Origin of the sequence: Mesorhizobium sp. XAP4 (assembly GCF_029269325.1) — a bacterium.
In the GTDB taxonomy this organism is placed as follows: Bacteria; Pseudomonadota; Alphaproteobacteria; order Rhizobiales; family Rhizobiaceae; genus Mesorhizobium; species Mesorhizobium ciceri.
On record NZ_JARIXW010000001.1, the window covers coordinates 142,193 to 155,854 of the forward strand.

Sequence of the window (13,662 nt, forward strand, 5' to 3'; positions counted from 1 at the left end):
TCAGGCCGTGGCGAAGTGGTCGTGTACGCGCCTGGCCAGCCGGAAGCCGACATAGACGGCGAAGCCGCCAATGACGATGTGCGGCAGGTTGGCGAAGAAGCGGGCCGGGAATTCGATATCGTTGAGGGAGCGGAAGCCGTTGATGAAGATACCGGCATCGAGGCAGCCGGAACCGGTGACCAGCCCGAGCACGCCGTCGAAAAGGTAGACCGAGCCGAACAGCTTGAAATAGAACACTGCCTGGCGGTGCGAGATGAAGGCGGCGGCCAGCGCCCAGACGCCGGAGAAGGCGTGCAGCAGATCATCGTACCATTGCAGCGAGAACAGGCCGAACAGATTGCCGTCGGCATCGTTGAAGGCCGGTATGTAGCCGATGGCGACGACGCCGAAGAACAGGAAGGCATAGGCAACGGCAAGCTTCTGGACGAGCGTCATGAAGTATCCCCCTTCTACGAGCCCATTTGTAAACGCTACTCTGCCGGCCGCCTGACGCGGTTTTCTGCGCTTCCGATGCTCACGGACCCAAAGGTCCGCTGCGCTTCGGTTCTCGAAAACCACGTCATCCGACTCGGCAGAGCGCGTTTTCAAACGGGCTCTGACCAGGCGATACTAACCGATTTTAGCGCGTGGAGAAGCGGCGCTCGCAAAGATCGCCGCCAAAGGGCATCGGGGGGCCAAAAAGACAGTCGGCGCCGGGATTTCTCCCAGCGCCTCCCTGTCAGATCAGGACACGGTCGCGGCAGCAACTTCCGTAAAGTCGTCGCGCCTTGCCGGCCTTGATTTTGACGGTCCTGCCAGTCCGCCGCCCGAGAGCAGCGTCCGTTCGGGACCACGCCGGTCTCCACCCTTGCGAGCTTTGCCCTGCGCACCATCGAAGGTTTTTGCCGTCCTTCATGGCAGCATCGGTCCGCCGTCGGCGTTGGCACGCTTTCCGCGGCCCCGTAGGTCTCGGCTCCGTCCCTCGAAACAGGCAAGCCTGCTCTCGCTTCGGGCCGTACGGGCCTCAGGAAATCCGCCTTTCACTTCGCCTTTCGGCTTGATGATCGGTAGCCGCCTGAGATGGGTTTAATGTACGCCGAGTAAGGGTCCTGGGGAATGGCCGCTGCCCTGTGGATAGCGGGATTACCGGGGATCGTTAGCCACAAACCGGGGAATTCGAGCGCCGGCTGCTTTAGACAGCCCGCCCGCTTTTTTGCGTACGAGCCGACAGCGCCCCTTGCTCCGCCGGTGGTCGCGGGCTTCAATGCCGGCAAAGGATCGGACCTGCATGTCCGGCGCCGGGGAGGGCGGGTATTTTGAAAGTCGGAGTGGTTCTCAACCCGATTGCCGGTGGCGGCCGGCTGAAACGGCATTGGCCTGATGTTGCCGTGTCGCTGAAAAAGCATTTCGGCGAATTCGAGCTGCGCGAAACGCAGGCCGAAGGCGATGCCGAAAGGCTGGCAATCGATCTCGCAATGATTGGCTTCGATCTGGTGATTGCGGCCGGCGGTGACGGCACCGCCAGCGAAGTGGCCGACGGGCTTCTGCAGGCGGCCCAGGAGAGCGGCCGGATCACTGAACTTGGCCTGTTGCCGTGCGGCACCGGCATCGATTTCGCGCGCGGGCTCGGCCTGCCGAAAGAGGTGGATGCCGTGCTGAAGCGGTTGGCCGAAGCCAAGGGTCGCAAGGTCGATGCCGGGCGCATCGGCTACATCGACGATCACGGCGCGCTGGCCAGCCGGCACTTCATCAACATCGCCAGTCTCGGCCTGTCCGGCGCCACCGACCGCGCCGTCAATGCCGACAAGCGCAAGGGCAGGATGTCGGCCAAGGCACTGTTCCTGTGGCGCACCGTGGTGGAGTTCATCCGCTACCGTTTTCAGGACGTCAGGATCACGGTCGACGACGGCGCACCCGTCGAAGCGCGCATGGCGCTGGTGGCGGTCGCCAATGGAAAGTTCTTCGGCGGCGGCATGATGATCGCGCCGGATGCCGAAATCACCGACGGGCAGTTCGACATCGTCATCCTGCGCGCCGCCGGCAAGCTGAAGCTGATCTGGGACATCCGGCTGCTCTATGGCGGCCGGCACCGCAACCATCCGGCGATCACCATCCTGCGCGGCAGGAAAGTGGTGGTCGAGCCGCTCGGCGATGCGTCAGAGAATGGCGCGCTGGTCGATATAGACGGCGAGTCGCCGGGACGCATACCCGCGACCTTCGAGATCCTGCCGGGTGCATTGACGCTCAGAGACTGAATCAAGCCGTTGACAGATTGATTCAGATGAATCCGCCCATCAATCCAACGTCCTGAAATCGCTTGATAACTGGCTGATGTCAGAGTTCCAGCTTGGCCGGAAAACCGGGCGCGCGCAGGTCGGTATCGACGGCATCCTCGAGCAATTTGACGATCTGGGTGGACCAGGCGCTGCCGCCATATTCCTGTTTGCCCATCTGGAAAATCTCACTCACAAGCGGCGCCAGTTGGAGCGGCAGTCTGAATTCCCTGCCCATCGCCAGCGCGAAGCCGAGGTCCTTCAGCGCCAGGTCCATGGTGAAGCCGATGTCGTAGGAGCCGTTGAGAATGAGCTGGCTTTCGGTCTCGTGGACGAAGCTGTTGCCGGAGGAGGCTGAGATGGCATGGTAGGACTGGGCGAGGTCGAGCCCGCCCTGTTTCGCCAGCATCAGCGCCTCGCCGGCGGCGACGAGATGGATGAAGGCGAGCATGTTGGTGATCACCTTGATCACCGCCGCCGAGCCGACCGGACCCATCAGGAACGACTTTGCGCACATCGCCTCGATGGCCGGCCGATGACGTTCGTAGAGCGCTGGATCGCCGCCGACCAGCGCGGTGATCTTGCCAGCCGCCGCCAGATGCACGCCACCGGTGACCGGGCATTCCAGCGTCTCGACGCCCCTGGCCGAGGCGAGGGCCGCAAGGCGAAGAATCTCGTCGCGGCCGTTGGTCGACATCTCGATCCAGGTACCGCCCTTGGGAAGGCCCTCCAGCAATCCGCCGGGTCCGGCCAGCACCGCTTCGCTGACCTTGGGCGAAGGCAGGCACGTGATGGCATTGCCGGCCCGGGCGGCGGCCTCGGCCGGGCTGCTCGCGGCAGTGGCGCCGAGCGCCACCAGGCGCTCGACGGCGGCGGGATCGCGGTCGAAGACGGTGACGGCAAAGCCGTTGCGGATCAGGCTGGCGGCAAGGTTGCCGCCGAGATGGCCAAGGCCGATGAAGGCGTAGCTCTCGCTCACGGCATCAGCGGGGTCTGCATCATCTGCAGATGCAGGTCCTTGCCCGTATAGGGATGCGCGTCGCAGACCGCTTCGTTCAATTCGACGCCGAGGCCGGGCTCCCTCGAGGGGATGACATTGCCGTCCTGCCACTCGATCTTCTTCTTCAAGAGCGTGGCATGGAAACCGTCCCACTGCTTCAGCGATTCCAGGATGAGGAAGTTGGGCAGTGTCACCGCCAGCTGGATGTTGGCCGCACCGACGATCGGCCCGCAATAGCAGTGAGGGGCGACCTGGATGTGGTAGGCCTCGGCCATCGCCGCGATCTTCTTGGTTTCGAGAATGCCGCCGGAGCGGCCAAGGTCCGGCTGCAGGATGGTCGCGGCGCGGTTCTCGATGACGCGGGCGAACTCGAACTTGGTGGTCAGCCGTTCGCCGGTGGCGATCGGGATCGAGGTCGCGCGGGCCACTTGCGCCATGACTTCGGGCATGTCAGGCGGCACCGGCTCCTCGAACCACAAGGGATCATAGGGTTCGATGGCGCGCGCCATGCGCAGCGCGCCGGACGCTGTGAACTGGCCGTGCGTGCCAAACAGGATGTCGGCGCGGGTGCCGACCGCCTCGCGGATCGCCTTGATCATGCGGGTGGACAGGTCGATATCGACAAGACGCGGCTGGTGGCCGTCGAAGGCGGTGTAGGGGCCGGCCGGGTCCAGTTTGACGGCGTTGAACCCCTGTTCGACATATTCGAGCGCGCAGGCGGCGGCGAGATCGGGGTCGTTGTAGACGTTCTTGCCGTGCGCATCCTCGGAGTGGACGCTGCCGGTGTGCGGATAAAGATAGGTGTAGGAACGCAGCGTTTCGTGCACCTGGCCGCCGAGCAGTTTGTAGACCGGCTTGTCGGCCTCCTTGCCGATGATGTCCCAGCAGGCCATTTCCAGCGCCGAGAAGCAGCCCATGCCTGACACGTCGGGCCGCTGGGTGAAGCCGGACGAATAGGCGCGGCGGAAGAAGTTCTCGATGTCGTGCGGATCGCGGCCGACGAGATAGCGCTCGGCCATGTCCTCGACCATCCGGGCGGTAACATGGGCGGAGAAGGTGGCGTTGTAGGCCTCGCCATAGCCGACCACGCCGCCATCGGTGGTCAACTTGACGAAGATGAAATACTTGCCGCCGATGCCGGGCGGCGGATTGTCGACAACCCAGGTCTTGACGTCGGTGATCTTCATTTTTGGTCCTCCAGAACCAGTTCGGCGCCCTTCCAACCGGTCATGATCGAGGCGGCGTTGGTGTTGCCGGTGATGTTGTCGGGGAAGATGGAGGCGTCGATGACGCGCAGGCCGTCGATGCCGTGCACCTTGAGACGCGGGTCGACGACGGCGCGCGCCGGATCGGGCCCCATGCGGCAGGTCGAGACCGGATGATAGACGGTGCCCGAGCGCTTCCTGAAATCCTGAATCAGGTCTGCATCGGAAGTGATTGACGGGCCTGGCAAAACCTCTTCCTCGATGATCTCGGCCATGGCAGGCATCGAGGCGATCTTGCGGACGAATTTCACCGCCGCCAGCATCTCCTCGACATCGGCATTGGTGGAGTAGGCATTGGCCGTTATCCTGGGGTACTCGCGCGGGTTGGCCGAGCGGATCATGATCTCGCCACGGCTCGACGGGCGGCAGTTGGACAGGCCGATGGAAAAGCCCGGCCATGGGTCCGGCGTCAGGATCGGGCGCTCGCCGCTTTTGGGAATGACGGTCGAGAACGCCTGGAAATAGAGCTGCATGTTGGGCCGCGTCGCCGCCGGGTCGGTGCGGAAGAAGCCACCGGCATTGTTCATCGACAGCGACAGCGGGCCCGAACGGGTCAGGATATATTGCATGCCGACCAGCAGCTTGCCCCACCAGGGACGCAGCGTCTGGTTGAGCGTCGGCAGCTTGCCCTTGAAGGTGTAGTTGATGCCGACATGATCCTGCAGATGCGCGCCGACATTCTCGTTGGCGTGGACCATCCGGGTGCCCAGGCCTTTCAGCAGCGCGGAAGGCCCGACGCCGGACAGCTGCAGCAATTGCGGCGAGTTGACCGAGCCGCCCGACAGGATGACTTCGCGACCGGCACGCGCCGACTTCGTCTCGCCGTTCTGCTGGTATTCGACACCGACGGCGCGCCTGCCCTCGAACAGCACCCTGGTCGCCAGCGCCTTCATCTCGACGCGGACGTTGGCGCGCTTCATCGCCGGGCGCAGGAAAGCGCGCGCCGCCGACATGCGGCGGCCGTTGCGGGTCGAGATCTGGTAGACGCCGACGCCTTCCTGGGCAGCGCCGTTGAAATCCGGGTTGAGGGGCAGGCCGGCCTGCTGGCCGGCGGCGAGATAGCGTTTGGTCAGCGGGTGGACGGCGCCCGAACAGTCTGTGACATGCAGCGGGCCGCCGACGCCGCGCCATTGGTCCGCGCCGGCCTGGTTGTCCTCGAGCGCCTTGAAGGCGGGCAGCAGATCGTCATAGCCCCAGCCGGGATTGCCGGCGGCGGCCCAGGCATCGAAATCCTCGCGCGCGCCCCTGATCCAGACCATGGCGTTGATCGAGCTCGAACCGCCGAGCAGCTTGCCGCGCGGCCAGTGGTCGGCATTGCCGGCGAGCCCCGGGTCTGGCTCGGCCTTGTAGTTCCAGTTGACGCCGGGATCGAAGAAGGTCTTGCCGTAGCCGAGCGGCATCTGCACGTAGAAGCGGCGGTCGCTGCCGCCGGCCTCCAGCACCAGCACCGAGAAGCGCCCCGAGGCCGACAGTTTTTCAGCCAGGACCGAGCCGGCCGAGCCGGAGCCGACGATGATGAAATCATAGGTCTGCATGATGGAAATGGGAGGCTCCGAAAAATTGGCTGCAGCCTAGACGCGACGGCATTCCGAAGTCGCCGCGCCATCCGGCATCAGTTGTGAAAAAAGCGACCGTCGAACCGATCAGGTTTGCGGGGATTCCCGACAATCGCGCTTGATAACTATCGTCCCGACAGCCTATGCGATGGCACTATCTTGGCGCATAACTTTTCGGAATTATGCTCTGGCCACTCTGCGGAAGGCAGGAAATCATATGCGGACCCTCCCTGACGCGTTCATTCCCGAACTGCCGGGCCACTACAGCGGCAAGGTCCGCGAAAACTACGATCTGGCGGATGGCCGGCGCATCATCATCGCCACCGACCGGCTCAGTGCCTTCGACATCATCCTGACCTCGATCCCCTACAAGGGAGAGATACTGACCCAGACGGCGCGCTACTGGTTCGAGGAAACCGCCGATATCTGTCCGAACCATGTTCTCGAATACCCCGACCCGAACGTCGTCGTCGGCACGAGGCTCGACATCCTGCCGGTCGAGATCGTCGTGCGCGGCTATCTGGCGGGAACCACCAGCACCTCGATCCTGACGCGCTACAAGCGCGGCGACCGCGACATGTACGGTATCCGCCTGCCGGACGGTCTGCGCGACAATGAAAAGCTGGCCGAGCCGATCATCACGCCGACCAGCAAGGCCGCGCATGGCGGCCATGACGAGCCGCTGTCGAAAGCCGAGATCCTCGAACAGGGTCTTCTCACGCAGGCGCAGTGGGACACCGTGTCCGGCTACGCTTTGCGGCTGTTCGCCCGCGGCCAGCAGCGCGCCACCGAGCGCGGCCTGATCCTGGCGGACACGAAGTACGAATTCGGCACCGACAGGAACGGGACCATCATTCTTGCCGATGAAATCCACACCCCGGACAGCAGCCGGTACTGGATCGCATCGAGCTACGAACAGGCGCTCGCCGACGGCAGCCGGCCGGAGAGTTTTGACAAGGATTTCGTCCGGTCGTGGGTCTCGGCGCGCTGCAACCCCTACAGCGACCCGATACCTGAGATACCGGCCGAGATCGTCGAACAGGCCTCGCATGTCTATGCGCAGGCCTATGAGGCGATCACCGGCAAGGAGTTCTCTCCGGACCTTTCCGGGAACAGCGTGCTCGATCGCATTCGCACGAACCTCAGGCGCTATTTCTGATCGATCTTCGCCGGGTGATGCGAACTGCCGTCCCATGGCCATGCCCAGGGTCTACGAACTCGGGGTTAACCGGTCCTCGGAAACCTTCGCCGGTGTGTTGGCTGACGGAGCAAACGAAAAAACCGCCTGTGCGGCGGGTCACCGGCGCAAATCAGCACCATAGGCAAAAATGTACCATAGCTGAGGGCACCCAGTCAAGAAAAAATTCCTATCGTGAAAAAGCTGCCCGGCAAAAGGCTGCCGACACCGCGCGCCGGCTGTCGCAGGTCTTTTGCCAGTCCGAGCCTGTGGCCATGCCGTGGCTCGTTGACCTTCTGGCGCCGTGACGATACGGGATCGAGGGCAGCCAGTCTCGAAGGATTTCTCGCATGGTGCACTACGCTGAAGGACGGCCGCTTGGCGATCTGACGCTGCGCACCCTGGCCATGCCTTCGGACGCCAATGCGGCGGGCGACATCTTCGGCGGCTGGGTGATGGCGCAGATGGATCTGGCCTGCGGCATCCGCGCCGCCGAGCGCGCCAAGGGCCGCGTCGTGACGGCGGCGGTGAAAGAGATGTCGTTCGCCAAGCCGATGAAGATCGGCGACACGCTGTGCATCTACACGCATGTCGAGCGCGTCGGCCGCACCTCGATGACGCTCAAGGTCGAAGCCTGGGCGCAGCGCTACCTCTCCGACCTGATGGAGAAGGTCACCCATGCCGATTTCGTCATGGTGGCGCTGGATGGCGAGGGCAAGCCGAAAGCGGTTCCCGCCGAAGGCTGACGCAAGCCGAAAAATCAGAACCGCACTTCCATCGTGGCGCGGACGCCCTGGTCGGCCGCCTTCTTCCCGAACTGACCGGAGTAGCTGATCCCCAGCGTGGTGCTGTCGGCGATCCGGAAATCGAGCCCGGCCCCGACGATGGCTGTATCCCTAGCGATCGGCACGCCGGCAATGGTGAAGAGGTCGCCACCGGCGAAGGCCATGTCTGCGGTCGGCGTGGTGTCGCCGAAGGCATGACGCCAGCCGAGCGTACCCTGCGCGGTTGCTTGCATTCCGCCGAGGTCGAAGCCGGCCGAGGCCCGCAAGCCGAGCGTGGTGAAGGTGGTCTCGGTGGTCGAGGCAGCGGATGAGTGCGGCGGCGCCCCCCTTTTCCGTGAAGCTGTCGGTGTGGAGGTTGACATAGGCGAGACTGGCGAAGGGCTCGAAGGCAGCCATGCGCGTCTCGAGGCGATAGCCGGCCTCACCGAAGACCTGCGCGGTGCCGGCATCGTATTTCGCCGTCAGCGCATCGACGAAGCCTGGAACGACGACGTTGCGGCTGGTGTCGATCCGGTTCCAGCTGTAGGCGACGCCGCCGCGCAGGCCGAGGCCGTCCCACTGTCTACCGCCATAAAGGCTGATGTGATAGGTGTCGCTGGAGCCGGAAGAGGCATGATCGTCGACGTCGAAACTGGCGTGGCTGTAGCCGGTCAGCAGGCCGACCCGCCAGGCTTCGCCGATCACGGTGTCGGCGCCGGCGAGGAAGCCGCCGGTGGAGCGGTCGAGGCCGGCGGCATTGCCGTCGCCGCTCGCCGTGCCCCAGGAGCCGAAAGCCTGCCCCCACACGACGAAACGGCTGGTGTCAGCCTCGACCAGCTCCGGGCCGCCCTCGCCATAAGCCATCACTGGCATGGCGGGAGCGGCGACGTCGCCCATGGCCGCCCGGACGCGGGCGGTTGCGGCATCGGCGACGAAGCGGCTGTCCTCGATCAGCATCCCCTTGGCTGAGGCATGAACCTCGCCCGACGCGGCATCCAGCGCCAGGCGCGCTGCGTCCTTGTCGGTCATGAGCAGCATGGCCCATGCAAGCGCATTGCCTTCGCCCAGCCGATCGAGGGCTCCGGCGGTCGCGAACTGGTTGCGGGTGGTGGCGACGTTGGCGACCGCGACGTCGTTGCGCGCCAAGGCGAGGGTGATGTCGTTGCCGTCGCCGCCCTTGTAGTTGATGAGATGGTCGAGGAAGAGAAGGTCGTTGAGGTTGCCGACGGAGGCGAAGGTGCCGGCGACATCGGCAGCGCCATTGTTCTGGATGATCGTGTACGGCCCGTTGCGCAGGTTCCAGCTCTCGGCTGTCGCCGGCGTCAGGACCAGGTTGAGCGTGGCGCCTGATATGTCGACCGTGCCGCCGACGATCAGCCTGTCGGCGCCGGATGGGGTCGCCTCGACCTCCAGGACGCCATGATTGACATAGTTGCCGCCGACCGCCTGGACGCCGATGGAATTGCCGACGCCGTGCGTGCCGAGGATGGTGACATTGCCGCCCATGGTGCCGATGCCGCCAAGGCGCGCGCCGGAATCCACCGTGACATCGCCGGCGAGGCTCGCTGTGCCATGGCTGGCGTCGCCCACCACCAGCGTTCCCATGTCGACGGTAGTCAGGCCCGCATAGCTGTTCTGTCCGTTGAGCGTCAGCTTGCCCGCGCCGGTCTTGGTCAGAGAGCCGTTTCCGGAAATGGTGCCGCCGATGACGTCGTCATGACCGAGCGCGCCGAGCGAAAGCTGCGGCGCCAGCTGTGAATCGTCGATTAGTATGGCCCCGTCGCCAGACAGCGAACCGACATCGAGCACGGAGTCCTGGTTGCGGAAGCGAACCAGCACGCTGCCGCCGGCGCCGTTGAGGATGGTTGCATCAGCCGCCTGCGATGCCTGCTGGAAATCGAGCGTGCCGCCGGCCTCGTTGACCAGCGTCGCCGTTCCGCCGTCCGAATGTCCGTAGAAAATGGTCGAGCCGCCATTCCGGTTGGTTATCGTGGCGTCCCCGGCGGAGGAAGATACATTGCTTGAGTAATCGTCGTCGAAGGTCGTCCTGCTGAAATAATACGGTATGCCCAGGCCGTCATTGACGATGGTAGCATTGGCGGCGCTTGCTCCTGTGAAGGTGACCGAGCCGCCGCCCTGGTTGATGATGCTGGCCGTGCCGGCATCGGTTCCGGTGCTGAAATTGAGCCCGCCAGTGCCGTCCTTCGCCAGAATGATGGTGGCCGCGCCGGCGGTCGCATTGCGCAGGAAGTTGAGGTCGCCCAACCCGACGGTGATCGAGAGATCCTCGGCACTGACCGGATTGGCGGCGTCGTTGCCCGAGAAATAGAGCTTGGCCCATCCCCCGCTTCCGTTGGAGTTTATGGCGACCAGTCCGTCGCCGAGCGCGCCTGTCGCCGTCACGACAAGGCCGCCGCCGCGCACCGCCGTGCCGCCCGAATAGCTGTTGGCGCTGTTCAGCGTCAGCATGCCGGCGCTGGTCTTGGCGAGTTGCCCGTCACCCGAAACGACGCCGTCGAGGATGAGGTTCTTGCCGGCGCCGACATCGAACGTGCCGCCGCTTGCGCCGAGGATTATCTGGCGCTCCAGCGTGAAGTTGAGCGGATTGCCGGTCACCTGCAGCGCGCCGCCGTTCAAGGTCAGGGCGCCCGAGACATCGCCCAGCGACCAGTCGCCGCCGATCCTCAATGTGCCCTGGTCGACGGTCCACGACGTCACCGCGCTGGTGCTGCCGGTCAAGGTCCATGTGCCGTTGCCGGTCTTTTCGTAGATGCCGAAACCCTGGTATTGCTGTCCGACGCCTGAGACGTCGAAGCTGCTGTCGACGTTCCCGCCGAGCCTCAACGTGTCGGCCGCGCTGAAGGCCTCCACAGTGCCGCTGATCGCCGAGCCGGCCCGCAGCTCCAGCGTATTGACGCCGCCGCTGAACCGGATCGCATCAGCCTGGGGGCCGTTGCCGTCGATCGAGAATCCACCGGCGATGGTGCCGCTGTTGGTCACGGTGAGGCCAGCCCCGGCAATGCCGACCCCTCCGGATCCGGCAAGGTAGCGTTGATCGGAATAGCCGCTGGCGCCACCTGTGCCGCCCTGCACGGTGCCGCTGTTGTCGATCGTGCCGCCACTCGACATGACGATGCCGCTGCCACCACCACCGCCGGTGCCACGCGAATAGCCGCCACCACCGCCACCACCACCCGCAATGGTGCCTCTGTTGATCAAGGCAATATGGGCTCCAGAGAACATGGCGCCGCTGCCGCCGTCGCCTCCGCCGCCGCTATCGGCAACACCGGCACCGCCGCCGCCGCCGCCGCCGCCAACGATACGACCGCCGCTGTTGGCGAGAGAAGCATCGTCTACGGATGAGGCGACGCCATTGCCGCCATTGCCGCCGACACCTCCGTTGCTGCCGCCGCCACCGCCACCGCCGCCCGTGATGAAGCCGCCATCGTTGATCAGGGTGGCAGCGGAACTGCCGACGCCACCGTCGGCACCGTCGACGCGGACGGTTCCGCCGGAACCGCCGGAACCGGCCACACTGCCATTGCTGCCGCTGCTGCCGCCGTCGCCCAAAACTCCCCCGGTGCCGCCGGTTCCGGCTGCGCCTGCGCCGCTCCCGCTACCACCCTGGCCGCCGCCCCGGCCCGCGGAGTTGGTCGCGCCATGTCCGCCAGCACCGTCGGCCATGGCGGGGCTCCAGGCCAGGGGGGCCAGGAGGCAGGTCGCGAGAGCGGTCGAGCGCAGCAGGCTTCGCTTCGAGACGATGGCAATTCCTGTCAAGGCCAAGCTCCCCAGATCAGCACCGACGCAGTCGTGCATGTCCCCGGGCATAGCACCCGAGACCAAGGGCGGGTATCGTTGAAACTAGCTATGCCCGCCGCGCCGGGATCGGCCGGTCAGGCCGCGGGCACATGCAAGGCCAGCACGGTTTCGCCGCGCCGCGACCGCGTGTCGAGCGTACCGCCCAGCCGTCCGGCCCGTGCCCGCATCGAGCGCAGGCCGGTGCCCGGGACGGGCGCTTGCGAGGCGGCATCGAAGCCGACGCCATTGTCGTTTATGGCCAGGCTCAGCGTCTCGCCGCGCCGGTGCAGGTCGATGACGACGCGGCTTGCCTGGCTGTGCTTGAGCACGTTGGTCAGGCCTTCCTGCAGGATGCGGACGAGATCGAGGCTTCGCGCGAGCGACAGGTGGCAGTCCTCCAGCCCGGTCAGGTTCCACACGCAATCGATGTCGCGGCTTTCGCATGCCAGCGTGTGGCGGCGGCGCAGCGGCGCGATCCACTCGGCCAGCGACTGGCCGCCCGTCTGGTCGTCGGCGGCGGTGTCGATGATGACCCGCAACTCGTCGCGCAGTTCCTTGAGGACGGACAGGAAGCGATCGGCCGGCAGGTTCTGCGGCGCATGCTCCAGCATGGCGATCGAATTGACCAGGGTGCCGCCCATGCCATCGTGCAGATTGTGGGAAAGGGAGACGCGCTCGGCCAGCCTGGTGTTGGCCAGGGTGACCTCATGCTGCTGATGCAGCGTGAGGCCGAGTTCTTCCCTGGCGGTTTCGATCTTGGCCGTGAGCTCATCGTTGAACCCCTCGATGCGGCGCATATTGGCGACGAAGTTCCAGGCCAGCACCAGCGCCATGCCGACCATCTGAAAGTGGGATGTCAGCGTGACGTAGTAGACATTGCCAAGAAGGATGCCGAGATAGGTCATCAGGTCATGCAGGATGGCCACGATGGTAAGCGCGTTGACGATGTGAAGGACGATGTGGTCCAGCCGATTGCTGCGCCAGGTCAGGCCGATCGACAGGAAACAGGCGCCGATGTAAAGCAGCGACCACAACAAGGCCAGCAGGTTGAGCATCGGGCCGAGTTGGGAATGCGGCGTGGCAAACAGGGCCGCGGCGCCGATCGCCAGCGCGGCCCACAGCACGGCTTCCCCCCTGGGAAAGCGGCGCTCGGCAAAGCGGATGACAAACAGCACGAAGGCGGCGGCCATGACCATGAAGGAGAGCATGATAAAACGCTGCCAGGTGTCGGTCGCCCCGAACGGCCAGGGGCTCGTCACCACGAAATTGAGCGAATAGCAAAACCACGCAATCGTCATCAGGGCGAACCAGCCATAGGCCTTCAAGCTTCGGCGCAGCAGCCAGACGACGAAGAAAAAGGTGCCAAGCGCCGCGGTGACGCCGAGATAGAAGACCGGCAGTTCGCGGCGAATCCAGAATTGCTGGACAAAATGGGCACGCGTCGCCGAAGGCGGGCCGATCAGGACCGGACCAAGGCCTGGCTGGTACGGCGCTAGGCCCGAGACCCTGATCAGCAGCGTGTTGGTGCCGGCATGCAGGACCGGGGAAGCGAGCTGCCAGTAGCGGGGCACGTTCCATGAGCGCGTCAACGGCTCGACGAGGAATTCGTCGCGGCCGAGTTCCGCGCCGTTGACAGAGATCGATCCGGCCAGTGTCCAGTAGTTCAGCGCGAGGCCTAGCGGCTCGGCCGCGTCGGGCCTGTCGAAGGTGAGGCGATACCAGACCACGCCGTCGAAACCGGGCCAGCGCGTCGCCCAGTCATCGGGCAAGGTCACGCTGGTCCAGCCGGCGGCCGGCGGCGCGGCGGCGTCCCAGCCGGATCGAACGGCCTCGATCGTCTTGAACGGCAC

At 65.1% G+C, this 13,662-nt stretch carries 9 protein-coding genes and 1 pseudogene; 3 read left to right on the top strand and 7 right to left on the bottom strand.

Translation table 11 applies throughout. The features are described from left to right. Complete coding sequence (locus P3C39_RS00735; protein WP_013530043.1) at positions 1-435, bottom strand: DUF4383 domain-containing protein; 435 nt, start codon at positions 433-435, stop codon at positions 1-3. An 860-nt stretch (positions 436-1,295) separates the two neighbouring features. Here P3C39_RS00735 and P3C39_RS00740 point away from each other — a divergent pair. Next, positions 1,296-2,234 carry a diacylglycerol kinase family protein gene (locus P3C39_RS00740; protein ID WP_275952439.1) on the top strand — a complete coding sequence of 313 codons (939 nt, stop codon included), beginning with the start codon at positions 1,296-1,298 and terminating at the stop codon, positions 2,232-2,234. Between the two features lie 79 nt (positions 2,235-2,313). Here P3C39_RS00740 and P3C39_RS00745 read toward each other — a convergent pair whose 3' ends face one another. From P3C39_RS00745 to P3C39_RS00755, 3 genes are read right to left on the bottom strand one after another with little or no spacing between them, the layout of a single operon-like run. Further along, complete coding sequence (locus tag P3C39_RS00745) at positions 2,314-3,231, bottom strand: NAD(P)-dependent oxidoreductase (protein ID WP_275952440.1); 918 nt, start codon at positions 3,229-3,231, stop codon at positions 2,314-2,316. Beyond that, a complete protein-coding gene (locus tag P3C39_RS00750; protein ID WP_224675170.1) occupies positions 3,228-4,439 on the bottom strand; it encodes a mandelate racemase/muconate lactonizing enzyme family protein in 1,212 nt (403 codons plus the stop codon). Before P3C39_RS00750 ends, P3C39_RS00745 begins: the two co-directional genes overlap by 4 nt. After that, positions 4,436-6,052, bottom strand: a complete 1,617-nt coding sequence (locus P3C39_RS00755; RefSeq protein ID WP_275952441.1) for a GMC family oxidoreductase N-terminal domain-containing protein — start codon at positions 6,050-6,052, stop codon at positions 4,436-4,438. The genes P3C39_RS00750 and P3C39_RS00755 overlap by 4 nt, the downstream gene beginning before the upstream one ends. A 238-nt stretch (positions 6,053-6,290) precedes the next feature. Here P3C39_RS00755 and P3C39_RS00760 point away from each other — a divergent pair, with 238 nt between their 5' ends. Then, a complete protein-coding gene (locus tag P3C39_RS00760) occupies positions 6,291-7,232 on the top strand; it encodes a phosphoribosylaminoimidazolesuccinocarboxamide synthase (RefSeq protein WP_275952442.1) in 942 nt (313 codons plus the stop codon). Between the two features lie 368 nt (positions 7,233-7,600). Then, positions 7,601-7,996, top strand: coding sequence for a hotdog domain-containing protein (locus tag P3C39_RS00765; protein ID WP_013530049.1), 396 nt, complete (start codon positions 7,601-7,603; stop codon positions 7,994-7,996). A 14-nt stretch (positions 7,997-8,010) separates the two neighbouring features. Here the strand turns inward: P3C39_RS00765 and P3C39_RS00770 are convergent, their stop codons facing one another. The 3 genes and pseudogenes from P3C39_RS00770 to P3C39_RS00780 all read right to left on the bottom strand — a co-directional run bounded on the left by P3C39_RS00770 (position 8,011) and on the right by P3C39_RS00780 (position 13,662). After that, positions 8,011-8,484, bottom strand: a complete 474-nt coding sequence (locus P3C39_RS00770; RefSeq protein WP_346016423.1) for an autotransporter domain-containing protein — start codon at positions 8,482-8,484, stop codon at positions 8,011-8,013. Continuing rightward, positions 8,405-11,842 (bottom strand): annotated as a pseudogene (locus tag P3C39_RS00775) (autotransporter domain-containing protein); the annotation flags it as partial. The pseudogene P3C39_RS00775 and the gene P3C39_RS00770, both read right to left, overlap by 80 nt. Before the next feature lie 65 nt (positions 11,843-11,907). Beyond that, complete coding sequence (locus tag P3C39_RS00780) at positions 11,908-13,662, bottom strand: 7TM diverse intracellular signaling domain-containing protein (protein WP_275952444.1); 1,755 nt, start codon at positions 13,660-13,662, stop codon at positions 11,908-11,910.